Raw genomic sequence first — 15,919 nt, 5'->3', positions numbered from 1 at the left:
AGGCACTGCTTGGTACGGAGTTGAATAGTCATTGATGTTAATTGGCACTTAATGGATTTAAAAAAGAAAAGTAAAGACTTATATTTTATATAGAGGTAGGAACAGCGTTCTTGCCTCTTTTTATTGTGTGTTCAAAGTTGCTTTGTATATCAGAATGTGATACAATAGATATACAAAATAATGAGGAGGAAAAGTTATGTCAACTGTAGCAGTAAGAGTAGATGATAAATTAAAGAAAGAAGCTACGGAATTGTTTAACTCACTTGGTTTAGATATGAGTACGGCAGTTAAAATGTTTTTGATTCAATCGGTAAATAGCCGAAGTATTCCTTTTCAAGTAAAGGCTATTGATGAAACACGCTATGATGAAAATGGGGAGTACATTACGGATGAACGTTTGCAAGAAGCTAAAAAAATGATTTCAGAATTTGATAGTAAACGTGCAATTAAATTTGATGTGAACAATCCTAAACATATAGCTAGTTTCTTTGATGATGAGGATTGATTATGTATAGACAGTTTGATGTAGTGATTACTTATATTGAATTTACAGATGGAAATGGTGGCAAGAAGAGACCTGCGGTTGTTACTTCTGTAAATGGTGAGGAATTAACGTTAAGGAAAATAACTAGCCAATATCATAATAAGTCAGAACATGTTAAGAAAAAATATTATGAAATTAAAGATTGGGCGTATTCTAAACTTAAAAAACCATCATGGGTTGACGTTAATCCACCAATGATTTTTGACACTAATAGTTTTAGAATTGAAGTTATCGGTGAGTTTTCTGCAAGAGATATTATTGGCTTACAAAATTTTCTTGAAGAACGTGGTGAAGATTTGTAAAGACAGTTAGGAGCTGGGTAAATGAAAAAGGTTATTAGTTTGTTATTGATGGTAGTTGCGGTTGTAACATTGAGTGCATGTTCAGCAAGTTCATCAAGCAACTTAGATGGTACTTGGTATGAGTATTTTAAAGCAGGTGATGGTACTATGCAGATTGTTGAAGCTGATTATTATGTTGCTATTATTGATAATGAAAATATGAATTATCAAAGTGGAAAATACACGATTGATAAAACTAACAAGCGAATCACTAAAGAAGATGCTTCAGATTCTTTTGACTATAAATTAGATGGTGATACATTAGAATTTGATAAAAAAACTTTTGTGAAAAAAGATAGTGCTAAATATAAGAAATTGATTAAAGATGGAGCTGAAATACAAGGAAAGGACTAGAATTATCTAGCCCTTTTATTTTGGTAATAGAATTCCAGCTATGATTGCTGAAAACGTTCCTGAAACCATGTCTCTAAAAAATGTACTGTTAAAGATAGGTTCGTTTTTTTGTATAATACTTTTGAATTGTTCCGCGTCTTGATTTTGGCTACTTTCAAGAAGTTTTTTGAGTTGACTGATTAACTTTTCGGAAAGTAAGTTATTATCAATTAGTTGACTTAATTCTTGATTTAGTTCTTTCCACGGTAAATCGATATTTTGCATTGAGGAGTTATTTAGTGTAGAATCTTGTACTACATTTTGTCCAGATGTGACGTTTCCGTTAAAAGCTACAGTATTATCACTTCCGAAACTGTTTCCAATGATATTATTGTCTCCGTTAATATTGTTATTGGTAACTTCTTTTTCAAATAGGTTATCAATTTTTTGGTTCTTGATATCAATATATATAGATGTCTTATTACCAGAAAAAGAGTTTGTAATAATATTGAAGACGTCATCTCTGAAATCTTTGTCTGCAAAGAATAACATATAATTTCTACTTGAACCAAGATTAAAGATGATGAAAAACTTCTTTGAAAGGTGTTTTTGATAGCGTTGATACAGTATGAAAGAATAGAGTGCAAGGAGAATAATTGCAACGAGTGTAAATGGAGGAATTAGTACAGTTGAACAGATTATCATTAAAATAATAATATCTCGCATTGTAATAGGATTTTTAAAGTTCCCTCTTTCAATCATAGAAATATTGTGAATTTGTAAGCTGTTGTCCTTTGTTATTAAGGTATTGTTTTTGATTGTTAAAGTCTCTGTTTGAAGGATAGTTTCATTTGATGTAATAGACATTAAATTAGAAAGAAAATCATTCATAATAGTATATTCTCCTATGTATTTATTAGTTTCTAGAAAATTAAATTAAAAATCAAATTTTTAGCTAGTTGTTCAGCATCGGCTTCTGTTAATTGTTCTGTATTGTATAGGTACTTGATTGTTTTTCCAAAATCAAAATACTGATTGAATTTAACTTTTGGAAATTTTTCTGTTACTATTTTTATCAATTCAGGTTCAATGATATATTTACAATCTAATTGGCTAATAAAAGGTTTCGATTGTAACAGTTTTTGAATTTGTTCTAAAGGTTCTAGTTGTACTGAATGATATTTTTGAATTATTTCTTGTTCAAATTCATTTATATAGTTTAGTAGCTTATGTTTTGAAGCAGTATTAGCTCTAAAGCTACTAACAGCACCTTTAGCAAGTGGATAATTTAAATCTGTATATGTTTGTAGTAGGTGTGTTAAACGTACTTCTAGTGCTTTATTAGATACATTTAGATGGGCTTGTAGTTGTTGATAAGATAATTGGTTATAGATGATATGAGAAACTAGCACAATGTCTGGCATGAGAACAAAAGAAGCGAAATAGTCCGCTTCGATTTCTTGTAAGTCTTTACTATTTTTCTTCTCAGCGAAAAAAGTTCCACTATGTTCTAAAAGAAGATGTCCAATTTCATGGCATTTTGTAAAATTCTGTCTAGTTGGTATACAATTTTTTTCGTAAGAGATTGAGATGCCGTTTTCATCTATCATTGTGACACCTAAAATCATTTCACCGTCAAAATGATGGGAAAAAGATTTGATTTTGTATTTATCAATGATATATTGGAAGTAGTGATTGTAGTTGTAAGACAGGATTTGTAAGTCGCTTGATTTAATGAAATGATAAATAAGTTGATGTGCAATATCGGATATTCTACGATAAGTAGGATTCATTATTTATCTTCCTCAAAAATACGTTTTCGTTGTTCAATGAAATTGATAACGTCTTTTTGAAATTGTTTTTCTTGTTCAGGTGTCATATTCATATCAGAGACAGCTTTTCGGAAAAAAATTTCAGGTTGAGAAGAGGTGTCAATATTTCTATCTTCGGTGTTGCCTTTTAGAAATTCGCTACTTACTTGAAATAGTTCTGCTAATTTATCTATTGTTGGATTTAGAGGTGTTCTAATTCCTTTTTCCCAATTAGAATAGGAGTTTTGAGCTACTTGTAAAAATTCAGCAACTTGTTTTTGTGTTAATCCAGCTTCTTTACGTAACTGTTTTAATCGTTCTGCTAACAACATATTCATCCTTTCATAAATTTTTTAAAATTTTTAAGAAAAAGCGTTGACAAATAAATCCCAATGAGATATACTTTGTTTATCCCGATGAGATAAATAAAAGGAGTAAGTTCATTCTAACAAAAAAGGAGTAGAGAATGGAAAGTAAAGAAAGAGAAGCTTTGTTTGAACTTCTATGTGAGGTTACTAACCAGCGAAAATATCGTCTTAATTCGTTAAAACCAATGATTTTACCGTTTATTGAACATCTTCCAGAGGATATTAAGGTTAAGTATGAAAAAGCAATTCATGATTTTGCGGATAATATGTCAGAATTACAAGAATTGATTTTTAATCGTTTAAGTCAGTAATTTCCTGCAAGGCTTTCTTAAGTTCTGCAATAGTTTCCTCTGTATGTTGTTCAAGGTTAAAATGAAAACCATATCTATTGATAAGTTTTTCGCCTTGTCTATGTGTAATAGAATGAACAACTTCCATAATCTGATGGAATTGTTCTTGGGATAAATGATTCATAAGATACACCTTAAATAAAAATATGTTTATTAAGAATTTAAAGAGATTGAGGTTAGAAAAAGGGCTAACACAAAAACAAGTAGCACAAGCAATAAAAACTAGTCAGCAATGCTATATGAGGTGGGAAACTGGTAAGACCTCTCCCACATTAAATACATTGGAAAAGTTAGCCCAATTCTTTGGTGTTACAGTTTCTGAGTTAGTAGCTGAGAATCATTTAGAATGAAACTTCTTATCGTTAGAAGCAGTTCTTCCGTTCTTTAGTAAGATACCTTTAGTTGACTGAGCATTTAGATAAGATTTCAAGCGTACTTGAATATATTGGTCAATAATGATTTTAAAATCATCAGAATCAGATTCACTTAATGGAATATTGTTTAAAGAAAGATATTCAGCGTTTAGAACATCTTCTATGTTAAGACTATTGTCATTTACAAGACTAGAAATTGGAACATCAAAGAATTGGGCAATCTTTTCAATACTTGTAAGTGTAGGAGATGTTATCCCGTTTTCCCAACGTCCATAGGCTTGTTGAGAAGTACCAATTTCATCTGCTAATTCCTTTTGACTCATTCCAAATTCAAGTCTTAATGCTTTTAGATTATCTGCGAACATAGAACTCCTAATAAAAAGTTTTTTAAAAAAACTGTTGACATAAACCAGAAAAGGTGTTAATATATTTTTAAACCAAAAAAGGTTTAAAAACTATTAAACAGATTGAAGTGATTAAAGCTTAATCATTTCAATGTGTCTGATAGACACACTTCCTTTTTTCTAACAAAATTATGATTGAAAGATATGCAGTTCACTTCTACAAAGAATCTCGTTTCAAACGGTACCATTTTCCAACTGTAAGGGAAACATTTGATTTATATTTCATAACAATAAAACTTTCTATTTTTGGTGGTTAAAATCATACAATCAATAACCATTCTCATTGGTTGTATGATTCTAGCTATTAAAGCTAGAAAAAACAAAAAAATCTTATATATTAAAAAAGGTGAAAAGGGAGAGAGTTCTCTCCGCAATCCACACAATAAAGTTTAGCAACTATTATTATACTGGATTGTTGGATAAAAAACAAGTCTTTTCCATTTCAAGGTGCGAAACCCACCAAACGTCCCTTGTAGGTAGTGTATGCACGGGCTAGTAAGTAGATGAAGTGTGAGAGCTGAATGAACACTAGTCGGATAAGTCGCACGAACTTCCGAGCAATTATATTCCTTATGATTGTAGAGAGTCAAGTAGAAAGCAGGGGTAACGTGTATATCTTGGATTCCAGTGGTGCGATGATATGAGCACGATTAACAGATGAAGAGATGAAGTTGAGGTTTTTTCGTCATGTAAAAAATACGAAAGGACTATAAACTAAAAACAGAATAGTATATATAAGATTTATGTTATTCAACGATAACATTTAGACGGTTTATGCAATTAGACCGTCTTTTTAAATTTAAAAACACTAAAAATGGGTTTCGTCCTGGTAGTGTATTATTTAGTATTGGATGGATTGTCTGTTTTATTGATTAGAAAATTGAATAGTTAACTAGCTGGTAAATGGAGTTTTATTGGCTTTTTTGTAATTATAGAGAGGATTAAATATGGCTAAAGGAACTTTGTTGGAAAAAAATAGTTTTGTAATGCGCATTCATCAAGCAACTGCAACGCATCCTGAAAATGGGGAAGAAATTGATATTTCTATTACTGGTTGTACTCCAGCTATTACATATAAAGAAAGGGTGGTCGTTTGGGACATTCAAGAAATGATAAATGAAGCAGTAGACTTAATTGAATCAGAATTGAATAAAGAAAAAGAGTGCTGATAAGCGATTCATAGAATTAGCTGAACATAAAAATTGGCTTTATATCGAAATTGTAGATTGGTATTAGTAGTTTTTATTTTCTAATCAATAAAACAGGCAATCCTTGATTTAGAATAGTTCTTGGTTATCAAAATTGGTATGGGTTTCGTCCTTTGATGCTGATAGCTATTTTATACAGGGAAGAAAATTTCCTATTCGTTCTTCCCTCTGTAAGATAAGGAGATTTTAGATGTTAGATATTGCAACAAATTTGAAACAACTTCGTTTAGATAAAGGAATTGAGATTCCTCGTATAGCAAAATGGCTAAATGTACAGGAACGTACCTATAAACGGTATGAAGATGGTACACGTACACCTGATATTGAAACATTGTATAAAATATCAGATTTGTTTTGTGTTACTGTAGACGATTTGGTTCGTTATATTGATAAGAATACAGGTTCAGTAGATAGAAGCCTTGTTCTTTCCTATAAAGACTTGGTTGAATTGAGTCTGCATCCACGATTGGCTCATGGGCTGATTGCAGAAGTATATAGTAAATATGCCTATGATGAAGTTCCTAAGATTAGCAACGACAGCAAAATTAAGTATATTTATAAAAAAGATGTTAAAGTCTTATTGGAAAATTTGGTTAAGACTTTAGATAATTTAAGTTTGGATGCATGATTTTTGTAGAGCGTTATATAGATATAGCGCTCTTTTATTAGTTTAAAGAGGGTAAAGAAAATAGTATTTTTTGTTTCCTTTCTTTAAGCTAATAATGCTAATAAATAAAGAAAGTAGGGGTTGTTATTTGTAAGATAAAGATTGTACCAAAACAAAAGGTAACGAGTGATGGCACATTTATTTGGGGTGATTACATTTATCAAATATGTATTGTAACTAGTGAGGGAGAAATAATGTATGAGCCAATCTATCCTTTTGTTTTGACTAAAAATGACACTGTTTATCTTGAAGAATTTTTGGAAGAATATGGAGAACAGTTGATAGAACACTATTTGAGCGGGAATCGTTTATACTTTTCTCGCTTTTTGTATGGCTTTGACACGTTGTTGAAAGAACGATTTAAACAACGCTGGTTTGAGAAAGGAGTAATGATTGATTGAATTAGGGTTTCATACACGGTTGCTTCATGGTCTGATTGCAGAAGTGTTTAGCAAGTGTACTTATGATGAAGTTCCTAAGATTAGCAACGACAGTAAAATTAAGTGTATTTATAAAAAAGATGTTATAATTTTGTTAAAAAACTTGGAAACAAGCTTGGTTAAATAAAAAGGAGATATAAAATGAAAAAATCAAAAGTTCTTAGTGCAGTTTTAGTTTGCGGATTGTCTTTAAGTTTGGCAAATAGCGTATTTGCTGAAGAGACACCTAACCTCACAACACAACCTACAGATGATTCAACTGTGAAACAAGATACTACAGTTACTGAAAGTCAAGTTAAGACTGCTGAAGGTGAATATAATGAAGCCAAATCCTCTTATGATAGTCAAGCTGATGTAGTAAAAGAAGCTAAAAAACAACTTGAAGGAGCTACAGAAGCAAAAGACTTGGCGAGTCAAAACCTTTCAGAAGCAAAAGACTTGGCAAACCAAGCTACTCCTGAAACCATTGAAACAGCTAAAACAGAAGTGAAAGCTATTGAAGGCGAAATTGCCAAACAAGAAGCAGCGCTTACTGAAGCACAAGCAAACCAAGCTAAAGTTGAAGTTCATGTTACAGACCAAGAAGGTGTTGTTGCTCAATCAGGTCAAACAGTTAAATCTGCTGAAGACGAGGTTAAATCAGCTCAAACAGCTGTAAATAATGCTAAAGCTCTTCTTGATGGTACAGGTGCTCAAAAAGTCATTGATGAAGCAGATAAGGCTTCTACTAAATTAGCTACTGATGAAGCAAAACTCGTCGAAGCACAAGTCAAGGCTGATGAAGCAGAACTTGCTGATGGTGACCGTCAGTTACAAATTGACATGGCTACAATCGACCGTGATAGTAAACAAGCGACATTAACTATTGCTGAAACGCGTCAAAAAACTGCCACTGAAAACTTGGCAAAATCTACTAAAGCAGTTGAAGAAGCTACACCAAAATTGGCAACGTTGAAAAATGCGGTTGATGGTATCAATACTATCAAAGTCTCAACTGAATATGTTGAAGCCTTGAAAGAATACAATCGTCTTTTGTCTGCTACTGACGAAGCTGGTAAGCAACGACGTAAAGAAGTCTTTGCGAAGCTCCAATCTTTGTCAGAAGTAGAATACAAGAACAATGTTTACAAAGCAAACAAGAATGATTCAACTACAAAGATTGATACAAACAATCTTTCAGAAGAAAACTTGAAAGAGTTGGCTTTCTTTGCACAAGACCTTGTAAATGACATTCGTAAAGCTTTTGGACATACGAATGTTACAGTAACCAATGGTTCAGTGAAGTTTGCTGATGGTGTTACAGACCACTATGTTGCAGATAATTGGTCATTGAATGATGTAACTCAATTTGCTCATGATACTTACGCTATCAATCAAGCAGCCAAAGAAGCAGGACTTTCTTATGATGAAAAAGTTCTTGCAACAGGGTTGGTGCGAGAAAAACAACTTCAACCGTATGAAAACATGGTGAGCCTTGGTCTTGAAACACCAACCATTTCAATGGCAGAAGCGAAAGAATTAGTCTTTACCTCTGTTCTTGATTTCATGTTTAATGGTGGTGAATTTGCACATGCACATTCAATCGCTGGATTCAGTTGGGGCAAGGCTATTGACAAACAGTATCTAGGAGTGGATATATCTAATCGAGCAGGAGTGACAGGTATTCATTATCTATTAGTTTCATCTGATCAGATTGATTCAACTTCAGCGACTAAGTTTGATTCAACTGAAATTACTAATCCTATTAGTAAAGAAAAAGTATTGTCAGATTACCAAACTTTCCAAAAACAATATGAAGGTTTGGTATCAACTCGTGAAGCTGACAAAGTAACTCTTGCAACTGCGACTAAGGCAGTGGCGGAAGCTAAACAATCTTTTGAAACTGCTAAGGATGTCTTGAAACGTGCTGAAGCTATTAAGGTTCTTTCTCCTGAAGCACAAACAAAACTTGCTGAAGCACAAAAACAAGCTGAAGCTAGTCGTCTTGCAAATTCAAAAGCACAAGAAGCTGTTAAAGCTTTGACGGCTGATATTAAAGCTAAACAAAAAGTCTATGACGAAGCAAAAGCACTCCTTGCGGACAAGGAAGCTAAACTTGCTGAAGCAAAACAAGTTTTTGCGAAAGACAGTCAAGAATTAACTCGTTTGAAGAATGAAGTGAAATTAGCTGAAGCGAAAGTATTTGATGTGAAAGCAGCACTTGCTACAGCTAAACAATCTCTTGCAGATAAATTGGCTCACGTGGAAAAATTGACACATGCTCCAGAAGAGCTTGAAAAAGCACTATTGGCTTATACTGAAGCAGAAAAAGCCTACAACGAAGCATTGTCAACACTAACTCTTGAAAATGACAAGCTCACTAGCTTGCAACAAGAACGTGATGTCAAATTTAAGATTTGGCAAGACCTTCTTGCGAAATACAATAAACAAGAGGAAGCTAAACGATTGGCAGATACTTTGACACATGCTGAAGAAACAGAAGTACGTTCTAAAGCAGAGGGTAAATCTGAAGTTATTCAACTTGCTAATAAAGCGACAACTTCTAAAGTGAGTTCAACTGTCCAATCTTCTACATTGCCTTCTACTGGTGAATCAAACTCTTCATTTGTATTAGTTGGTTTATCAATGTTAGTTTCTATGTTTGGGTTGTTTATTACTGGTCGTCGTAAAGAAAATTAAATTGTTTATTGGAACTAGGAAGAATGAAAATTCTTCCTTTTTTATTGTTTAAGAAAGCAGACGAAAAAATTTGCTTCGTATGAGGTTGTTAGTCCTAGCAGGTGAAAAAGTATTAAGAAGAGGATAATGAAATGTTTGAAATGATTAGAGCACCATCTTATTAGAGGTGTTTTTATTTTATTTAATTATTGTAATTTAGAAAGAAAAGAAAGTAATTTATGTTTAAAAATCAAAAAACGTATGGCTTGAGGAAAGCGAAAAATGTCACAACGCTTGTAGGTTGTGAAGTAGGTCTTACATCTTCTGCGAAGAAGATTATTGCTGGTGTTGCACTCGCTGGTACATTGGTTGTTCCTGCTCTTGCTGGAAATGTAGTAAGCGCTGATGAAGTTGGCACTGGAAATCCAGCTACTAATTTAGTTGAAGTTCAACCATCTGCAACTGAAGGCAATTTGAATGCTGGTGCGAATGCGAATCAAACTGAAACGATTACGAATATTGTAACATCACCAAAATTAGGTGAAGCAGTTTCTAGTGCAAAACAAGCAGGTGTAATTGTGAATGGTGGTGAAACTGTTACTTATGACAATTATACTGAAGCAAGTGATGATTTTGCGAAGCAAATAGAAACTGTTAATGAAGTAACAGAAAACCATATTGAAACAAAAGAAGCAGTTTCTAAAGCGAATGGTAAAGTTGCTGAATTGGAAGAAGAAGCTAAAAAAGCTGGCATTTCAGTGGAAAAAACAACTGAAACAGTATCAGACTCTAAAAGCGTAGATACTGATACAAAATTAGCCAAAGAAACACTTGATATTTACAACGGTGCAAAGTCAAAAGTTGATAAAGCAAATGCGAACGGTGCCGAATTAAAAGATAAAGCAAAACAAGCAGGTGTGAATGTTGCTGATGGCAGTCCTAAAACGGTTAAAACTGCTGGTGAAGTGAATCCTGATTTCTCAAAACAAGAAGGAATCATCACTACTTACACTAATACAAAAGCGTCAGCTGAAAAAGCAAACCAAGCAGTAGCTGATTTGGTTGAAAAAGCAAAAGCAGCAGGTTTGACTATCACTTTAACAGATAGTTTAGTTTCAACTCCTTCAGAAGTAAACAGTGACTTGACAAGTGCTTTGAAAGCAGTTGAAGATTACAATGCTTCAACACTAGCAGTAATTGCTGCTAATAAAGACGCTGAAGCAATCAAAGCACTTGCAGCTAAAGCTGGTGTTAAAGTGGTTGAAAAAACAGATACAGTAACAGCTGGTACAAATCCAAATACAACAGGAAATGCAGAAGCTAAATCAACGATTGCAGCTTTTGAAGCACTTGTAGAAGAAGCTGAATTAGAGAATCAAAAGGCTGATGAAAAGTACAATCTTGAATATGCTGCGTATGAGAAAAAACTTGCTGAGGCACAAGCAACAACGAATAAAGTTGGTTACTTGTCTGAAGTTGTTATTCAGTCCTTGGTCATGAAATCAGAATCAAATGCTAAATTAGCTATCGAATATCAAGGTGAAGCTGAAAAGCGTAAAACAACCGTATTTGACGGACGTGTGAATCATGATTATGATTACCATATCCAAGGTGACGGTAAGTTGGTAGCGACTTATACAAATTTGGAAAATTCGTATTATAACGGTAAAAAAATCGCTAAGGCAGTTTACACTTATAGCGACCCACAACGCTTGGGTGTTTGGTTAAACGTACATAATGACCCAACAGTCACTGTTACATATGAAATGGATTCAAAAAGTAGTGGTTACGTGACTGGAACTAGTAAGTTAGCTATGGATGTTGAATACTTCTATGAAGACGGTTCAAAAGTCACATATAATGCTGAAGCTCCTGCGGTGTTTGCCTTAAATTCAATGAACCGTTCAAAAAACTATGCTGGTACAGGTGCTGGTGAAGCTGTGACTGTTCTTTCAGCTAATGCTAAGTTCGTATCTATTAATGGTTCTACAGTTGCACAAGAAGGAAAACTTATCCATGCAATGAAATATAATGACTATAAATCTAATGGGTCTGATTATGAGTCATCTGATTGGGACACTTCAACATCCTCTACACGCTATTACGGTGCAGGAGCTCTTGTGGTCTCTAGTGGGGATAAACTAACTTTGGAATTGTCTATGGACCAAGTTAATGCTCCGCTATTAAGTTCAGGTCGTTACTGGTTTGCTCTAAATACGAATGTATCTGCTCCAGTGATTGAAAAACCAGTTAAACCAATACCAAAAGAAATCAAACCACCAGCAACTGGTGTCGAAGTGACAACATACAAGGTTGATAAGCCTGCTTTGGAAGCAACTACCTACACTGTACCGACACCAACAATTCAAGTGCCAATCTATAATGTTGACAAACCTCATTTGACTGCGGTTGTCTACAATGTGGCGGAAGCAAGTGTTCCAGTTCACGATGTGCTTGTAAAACAAACACCTCAAATCACGAAAGCAGTTAAAAATGCAGATGACGTGGATATTGATACCATGCTTGTTCCAAAAGGTGAAGTAGTTTCTTACGAACTCAACGCTCCAACTCTCAAAGCTGGTCGTCCTGTTTATGCTTTAGGTAAAGGTCAAGACGCTCTTCCAAGCGGTTACGTGACACTTGTTGAAGAAACTATCAAAGCTAACGAAGCAAACTATGTGTTGACTTACAATGAAGCAAGCAATACTTACGATATTGACTTCACTAATGACTTGGTAGCGAAGTTGAATAGCGACAATGCAACAGACTTCAAGTTGCCAAATCTTGTCATTGTTGGTTTCCCTTCAAATGACGGTGCAACCTATGAAAACACATGGAAATTGGAATTGACAGAAGTTCCAGATTCTAATACTCCTGATGAACCAGGTAAAACAATTACAATCTACTCAAATAAGGTTGTGATTCATACTCCTGGCAAAGACAAGGACAAAGAACCAGACCCAGAAAATCCAACACATGGTGGTAGCGTGATTAAACCTGAAAAACAAGTTCTTGACAAAGAAGGAAATGATATTCACGGTAAGACAGTTACTCAAGGTGATGTGATTACCTACGTTGGTAAATGGGACTTAGATCAATACAAAGACATTGTGGCTAGTGCGGTAGCTATCTCACGTGGCTTTGGTTATTTGGATAATTATGACGAATCCAAAGTTAAGTTCTTGACTGATACTGCTAAATTCAATACGCAAGAAGATGGTAGTGGTGAGAACGTAGAAGGCTTGAAAGCCTATGTTGTTAAAGATATTTCTGAAGCTCCAAAAGAAATTCAAGACATGCTTAAAAATGCTGGAATTGAAATTGCCAAAGGTGATGAGTTTGTCTTCTGGGTTGCGGAAAATCCACAAGAATTTTTCGACAAGTACGTGAAAACAGGTACTAATGTTTACATGATTGCGAATGCTGAAACTAAAGCTGAAGGCAAAGCAGACAACGTTATTTATCAGGTTGATTTTGGCAATGGCTATGTTTCTAACGTTGTTACAATCAATATCGTGAAACCACAAGAACCAGCTAAGCCAACTCCAAGCACACCAGTAGCGCCAGCTTCTGTGTTACCAAGTACTGGTGAAGCAAGTTCGTCTGTTGGTTTAATTGCTGGTATCTTGTTGTTTGTGACAAGCATGTTTGGTTTGGCTAAAGTTAAAAAAGAAGAAAAATAATAACTATTGACCTAGATATGTCGTGAAAACTGTCTAATTTAAAAAAAGAAAAGGAAAAAATTATGAAATTTGAAAGTCTTAAATTGAAAAAAGGTGCATTGAAAGATGTGCGTTATGGTTCATTGCTTGAAACGTTGGATACGTTTAATGGTGAAAAAGGTGTGTTTAATCGACATGAAGTTTTTGCGGAAGGTCAAAACTGTTTTCATGTCATTACAAGTGGTTCTGTAGAAAAAATTGAACCTTTTACTGAAATTGAATTGGTTGGTGCTAAACCTGTGATTGATGCAGTTAGTGGATATAGTATGACACCTGCTTTAAATATTCAAGCTGAAAAAATTGTTGTAAAAAATGGAGGTAATAAATAATGGCTGTTAAAGGAATTGGTCTGAATCTTGGTGAACGTTTGGTAATTGCTGGTAAGAAATATGAAATTGTCAATGATGTGGTGGATGTACCTGCATCAGTTGGAATGTTGAAGTTCATTGGTATTGATGAACCTGAATTTGGTACTGAAGAAGTTGAAGTAAATGGACGTGTTGTGCAGGAACGTACCTCTGAAATTCTTGGTTATCGTGTTACGGTAATGAATATCAATGACAAAGCAATGGATACTGTGACTGTTACAGATATGATGCTTGCTGATTTGGAAGCATTGAATTTGAAACGTGGGGACGACTTGGAATTGATTGACCCAGTGCTGACAATTTCTCGTATGGCACGTGGTAATTCTCAGTTGAAGCTGTTTGCAGGTGGCTTGAAGAAAGTTGGTGGTACTCAAACACAACAAGCTCAAAATCAGTCTGAAGGTAAGAAATAAGGTGAAGTAGATGGCGAAAGTGAACTTGATACCTCCGTATAAAGGGGTTAAAATCAAGCCATGGATGCGCCATTTGAACTATATTTTTGTTGGGGTGCTAATTTTCATAGGGTTAGTACCTCTTTTTTTATTTGGTTTTCTGAATTATCAACGATTCATGAAGATTGATTATGGCTTATATGGTTCTGTTTTAGCGTATTTGGTATTGGTTATTGCTTTAGGATTCTATTTGCAGTGGTTTCTCTTTGAATCAACGGTATTATTTGCAAAATTAGAACGATTGAAACGATTATCACGTTTTATGTTTGAAAACAATATCATGTATGAGAAGAAAATTCAGAATGGTAAGCGTAAAGTAAAATTTCCGAAAGTCTTTCTTAAGCAAGGGAAGTTTGAATTGGAAGCTTCTTTTGAATTAGCTGGTTCTAAGTTTCAGGAGAAATTCAAAAAGATTGGTGGCGATTTAGAGACTACTTTTGGTATGGATTTCATGGAAACTGAAGATGATGCACGTTTTAAGACCTATAAGCTTGCATATTCTGCTATGTTGAATCGTATCAAGATTTCAGAAATGACTTTTAAATATGGTGAAGGTGTTCGTTTGATGAAGAATTTTTATTGGGATTTTGAGTCAGACCCACATTTGCTAGTTGTTGGTGGTACTGGTGGTGGTAAGACAGTGTTCTCACGTGGTTTGTTGCGTTGTTTGGCACAATTTGCAGTAGTTGAAATTGGTGACCCAAAACGTGCAGATTTTGTAACATTGACTGATTTACCAGTATTTAAGAATAGAATCTTCTTTGAAAAAGAAGATATTGTTCAGATGTTCAAAGATGCGGTTGAGGTCATGGATAAACGATATGATTTCATGCGTGCATCTATGAAGGAAAATGGTGAGAAGGATTTAAGACCATTCCATGCTTATGGATTGAAACCTTATTTTATTATCTGTGATGAGTACAATGCTTTTATCAATTCTTTGGGGTATAAAGACCGTGAAGAAGTTGAAAAGGCTTTGGTATCATTGACGTTGAAAGGTCGTCAAGCTGGTGTGAATATGGTTGTAGCTATGCAGAAGCCTTCTACAGATGATATTCCTTCTAAGGTACGTGACAATATGAATATGCGTATTTCTGTTGGTCGTTTGTCAGATACTGGTTATTCTATGGTATTTGGTGATGCGAATGCGAATAAGGAATTTAAGTATATGAAATATATTGGTGGTGTTCGGGTTTATGGTCGTGGTTATTCAGCAGTGTTTGGTCAAGTTGCCCGTGAATTTTTTGCGCCATTGCTGGAAAAAAAATATTCATTTTATGATGAATTTTCAAAATTGGAGTATATTCCGAACCCATTCAAAGGTCGAGAGGTTCAGGTGACAACTGAAGAAATTGTTAAGGTGGAAGAAAAGCAGACTGTTGTTGAATCCGTTCCAACTGAATCAGTTGTGTTGACTTTGAAAGAGTATGCGGATGAAAAGGGGTATGAACCAAGGAATCTGCGTAAGATTATTACGATTTTGCAGACGGACTATGGGAAAGAAATTTCAAAATCTAGTGGTCAAATCATGGTTGATACTGATTTGAGTATACTTTTATCTGAAGTTATGTCCGAATTTGAGGGCGGAGAGCCTACTTATAAGAAAGCAGTGGGGAAAGTCTTAGGTAGCGGTAGTGGAGAATGAGTCCAAAGGCAAGGGCAAGGATGGGCGAAGCCCGTCCGAAGCCTGAAGCCTGATGGATGAAATTCACCACTATCGCTTTAAGCAAACCCCCTATTTCTAATAGGGGGGTAGAAATAGCTAAAAGCTAGGCGACGACCACCCTCAAAGCTTGGCAGGTAGCGGAGTTCGGAGTTTTTGAACCTGTACACTTTTTGCTGAAAAAGCGTACACCAAGATTAAAATTTGAAATTTTGG

Annotated in this window: 18 protein-coding genes; 13 read left to right on the top strand and 5 right to left on the bottom strand. The window is 34.6% G+C overall.

The genetic code is table 11. From position 1 onward, the window contains the following. Positions 1–196: 196 nt before the first annotated feature. Genes ACHUFA_RS07710 through ACHUFA_RS07700 form a run of 3 tightly spaced genes read left to right on the top strand, consistent with a single transcriptional unit; the run spans position 197 to position 1,239 of the window. Positions 197–505 carry a type II toxin-antitoxin system RelB/DinJ family antitoxin gene (locus ACHUFA_RS07710; protein ID WP_394405377.1) on the top strand — a complete coding sequence of 103 codons (309 nt, stop codon included), beginning with the start codon at positions 197–199 and terminating at the stop codon, positions 503–505. 2 nt (positions 506–507) lie between these two features. Then, positions 508–846: a hypothetical protein gene (locus ACHUFA_RS07705; protein ID WP_394405375.1), complete on the top strand. Its 339-nt coding sequence runs from the start codon at positions 508–510 to the stop codon at positions 844–846. A gap of 21 nt (positions 847–867) precedes the next feature. Beyond that, positions 868–1,239 (top strand): hypothetical protein, encoded by a 372-nt coding sequence (locus tag ACHUFA_RS07700; protein ID WP_394405373.1) that lies wholly within the window; start codon positions 868–870, stop codon positions 1,237–1,239. A gap of 15 nt (positions 1,240–1,254) precedes the next feature. Here the strand turns inward: ACHUFA_RS07700 and ACHUFA_RS07695 are convergent, their stop codons facing one another. The 3 genes from ACHUFA_RS07695 to ACHUFA_RS07685 are packed head-to-tail and all read right to left on the bottom strand — an operon-like array spanning position 1,255 to position 3,361. Continuing rightward, positions 1,255–2,109 (bottom strand): hypothetical protein, encoded by an 855-nt coding sequence (locus tag ACHUFA_RS07695; protein WP_394405371.1) that lies wholly within the window; start codon positions 2,107–2,109, stop codon positions 1,255–1,257. A gap of 32 nt (positions 2,110–2,141) precedes the next feature. Next, on the bottom strand, positions 2,142–3,011 hold the full coding sequence (locus ACHUFA_RS07690) for an ImmA/IrrE family metallo-endopeptidase (RefSeq protein ID WP_394405369.1): 870 nt from the start codon (positions 3,009–3,011) through the stop codon (positions 2,142–2,144). Beyond that, the gene (locus tag ACHUFA_RS07685; RefSeq protein ID WP_318530341.1) at positions 3,011–3,361 is read right to left on the bottom strand and encodes a helix-turn-helix domain-containing protein; all 351 of its coding nucleotides are present in this window, start codon (positions 3,359–3,361) and stop codon (positions 3,011–3,013) included. Before ACHUFA_RS07685 ends, ACHUFA_RS07690 begins: the two co-directional genes overlap by 1 nt. A gap of 134 nt (positions 3,362–3,495) precedes the next feature. On the opposite strand from ACHUFA_RS07685, the gene ACHUFA_RS07680 reads away from it, so the two are divergent. After that, positions 3,496–3,708, top strand: a complete 213-nt coding sequence (locus ACHUFA_RS07680; RefSeq protein ID WP_394405367.1) for a hypothetical protein — start codon at positions 3,496–3,498, stop codon at positions 3,706–3,708. Here ACHUFA_RS07680 and ACHUFA_RS07675 read toward each other — a convergent pair. Further along, positions 3,689–3,871 (bottom strand): hypothetical protein, encoded by a 183-nt coding sequence (locus ACHUFA_RS07675; RefSeq protein ID WP_394405365.1) that lies wholly within the window; start codon positions 3,869–3,871, stop codon positions 3,689–3,691. The genes ACHUFA_RS07680 and ACHUFA_RS07675 overlap by 20 nt on opposite strands. A gap of 22 nt (positions 3,872–3,893) precedes the next feature. Here ACHUFA_RS07675 and ACHUFA_RS07670 point away from each other — a divergent pair, with 22 nt between their 5' ends. Continuing rightward, positions 3,894–4,097, top strand: coding sequence for a helix-turn-helix domain-containing protein (locus ACHUFA_RS07670; RefSeq protein ID WP_394405363.1), 204 nt, complete (start codon positions 3,894–3,896; stop codon positions 4,095–4,097). Here the strand turns inward: ACHUFA_RS07670 and ACHUFA_RS07665 are convergent. Continuing rightward, the gene (locus ACHUFA_RS07665; RefSeq protein ID WP_394405361.1) at positions 4,085–4,486 is read right to left on the bottom strand and encodes a helix-turn-helix domain-containing protein; all 402 of its coding nucleotides are present in this window, start codon (positions 4,484–4,486) and stop codon (positions 4,085–4,087) included. The genes ACHUFA_RS07670 and ACHUFA_RS07665 overlap by 13 nt on opposite strands. Positions 4,487–5,472: 986 nt before the next feature. On the opposite strand from ACHUFA_RS07665, the gene ACHUFA_RS07660 reads away from it, so the two are divergent. The 8 genes from ACHUFA_RS07660 to ACHUFA_RS07625 all read left to right on the top strand — a co-directional run bounded on the left by ACHUFA_RS07660 (position 5,473) and on the right by ACHUFA_RS07625 (position 15,685). After that, positions 5,473–5,694, top strand: coding sequence for a hypothetical protein (locus ACHUFA_RS07660; RefSeq protein ID WP_394405359.1), 222 nt, complete (start codon positions 5,473–5,475; stop codon positions 5,692–5,694). A 229-nt stretch (positions 5,695–5,923) separates the two neighbouring features. Next, entirely contained in the window at positions 5,924–6,361 is a 438-nt protein-coding gene (locus ACHUFA_RS07655; protein WP_394405357.1) for a helix-turn-helix domain-containing protein, read from the top strand. Positions 6,362–6,594: 233 nt separating this feature from the next. Then, positions 6,595–6,801, top strand: a complete 207-nt coding sequence (locus ACHUFA_RS07650) for a hypothetical protein (RefSeq protein WP_222347510.1) — start codon at positions 6,595–6,597, stop codon at positions 6,799–6,801. A gap of 180 nt (positions 6,802–6,981) precedes the next feature. Then, complete coding sequence (locus ACHUFA_RS07645; protein WP_394405355.1) at positions 6,982–9,519, top strand: SEC10/PgrA surface exclusion domain-containing protein; 2,538 nt, start codon at positions 6,982–6,984, stop codon at positions 9,517–9,519. 218 nt (positions 9,520–9,737) lie between these two features. Next, positions 9,738–13,181, top strand: coding sequence for an LPXTG cell wall anchor domain-containing protein (locus ACHUFA_RS07640; protein ID WP_394405353.1), 3,444 nt, complete (start codon positions 9,738–9,740; stop codon positions 13,179–13,181). A gap of 62 nt (positions 13,182–13,243) precedes the next feature. Further along, positions 13,244–13,549: a cytoplasmic protein gene (locus tag ACHUFA_RS07635; RefSeq protein ID WP_222347506.1), complete on the top strand. Its 306-nt coding sequence runs from the start codon at positions 13,244–13,246 to the stop codon at positions 13,547–13,549. Next, the gene (locus tag ACHUFA_RS07630) at positions 13,549–14,001 is read left to right on the top strand and encodes a hypothetical protein (RefSeq protein WP_222347505.1); all 453 of its coding nucleotides are present in this window, start codon (positions 13,549–13,551) and stop codon (positions 13,999–14,001) included. Before ACHUFA_RS07635 ends, ACHUFA_RS07630 begins: the two co-directional genes overlap by 1 nt. A 157-nt stretch (positions 14,002–14,158) precedes the next feature. Next, positions 14,159–15,685: an FtsK/SpoIIIE domain-containing protein gene (locus ACHUFA_RS07625; RefSeq protein ID WP_394405351.1), complete on the top strand. Its 1,527-nt coding sequence runs from the start codon at positions 14,159–14,161 to the stop codon at positions 15,683–15,685. The last annotated feature ends 234 nt before the right edge of the window (positions 15,686–15,919 follow it).

The sequence above is a fragment of the Streptococcus hepaticus genome (assembly GCF_043656315.1).
GTDB classification, from domain to species: Bacteria; Bacillota; Bacilli; order Lactobacillales; family Streptococcaceae; genus Streptococcus; species Streptococcus hepaticus.
The sequence above is the reverse complement of the archived record's forward strand: the minus strand, read 5'-3'. Positions and strand labels throughout refer to the sequence as shown.

Bases quoted from the DNA above. Each gene is read 5' to 3' on its own strand.
- ACHUFA_RS07710 (WP_394405377.1), top strand. From the start codon at position 197: ATGTCAACTGTAGCAGTAAGAGTAGATGATAAATTAAAGAAAGAAGCT.
- ACHUFA_RS07705 (WP_394405375.1), top strand. From the start codon at position 508: ATGTATAGACAGTTTGATGTAGTGATTACTTATATTGAATTTACAGAT.
- ACHUFA_RS07700 (WP_394405373.1), top strand. From the start codon at position 868: ATGAAAAAGGTTATTAGTTTGTTATTGATGGTAGTTGCGGTTGTAACA.
- ACHUFA_RS07695 (WP_394405371.1), bottom strand. From the start codon at position 2,109: ATGAATGATTTTCTTTCTAATTTAATGTCTATTACATCAAATGAAACT.
- ACHUFA_RS07690 (WP_394405369.1), bottom strand. From the start codon at position 3,011: ATGAATCCTACTTATCGTAGAATATCCGATATTGCACATCAACTTATT.
- ACHUFA_RS07685 (WP_318530341.1), bottom strand. From the start codon at position 3,361: ATGTTGTTAGCAGAACGATTAAAACAGTTACGTAAAGAAGCTGGATTA.
- ACHUFA_RS07680 (WP_394405367.1), top strand. From the start codon at position 3,496: ATGGAAAGTAAAGAAAGAGAAGCTTTGTTTGAACTTCTATGTGAGGTT.
- ACHUFA_RS07675 (WP_394405365.1), bottom strand. From the start codon at position 3,871: ATGAATCATTTATCCCAAGAACAATTCCATCAGATTATGGAAGTTGTT.
- ACHUFA_RS07670 (WP_394405363.1), top strand. From the start codon at position 3,894: ATGTTTATTAAGAATTTAAAGAGATTGAGGTTAGAAAAAGGGCTAACA.
- ACHUFA_RS07665 (WP_394405361.1), bottom strand. From the start codon at position 4,486: ATGTTCGCAGATAATCTAAAAGCATTAAGACTTGAATTTGGAATGAGT.
- ACHUFA_RS07660 (WP_394405359.1), top strand. From the start codon at position 5,473: ATGGCTAAAGGAACTTTGTTGGAAAAAAATAGTTTTGTAATGCGCATT.
- ACHUFA_RS07655 (WP_394405357.1), top strand. From the start codon at position 5,924: ATGTTAGATATTGCAACAAATTTGAAACAACTTCGTTTAGATAAAGGA.
- ACHUFA_RS07650 (WP_222347510.1), top strand. From the start codon at position 6,595: ATGTATGAGCCAATCTATCCTTTTGTTTTGACTAAAAATGACACTGTT.
- ACHUFA_RS07645 (WP_394405355.1), top strand. From the start codon at position 6,982: ATGAAAAAATCAAAAGTTCTTAGTGCAGTTTTAGTTTGCGGATTGTCT.
- ACHUFA_RS07640 (WP_394405353.1), top strand. From the start codon at position 9,738: ATGTTTAAAAATCAAAAAACGTATGGCTTGAGGAAAGCGAAAAATGTC.
- ACHUFA_RS07635 (WP_222347506.1), top strand. From the start codon at position 13,244: ATGAAATTTGAAAGTCTTAAATTGAAAAAAGGTGCATTGAAAGATGTG.
- ACHUFA_RS07630 (WP_222347505.1), top strand. From the start codon at position 13,549: ATGGCTGTTAAAGGAATTGGTCTGAATCTTGGTGAACGTTTGGTAATT.
- ACHUFA_RS07625 (WP_394405351.1), top strand. From the start codon at position 14,159: ATGAAGATTGATTATGGCTTATATGGTTCTGTTTTAGCGTATTTGGTA.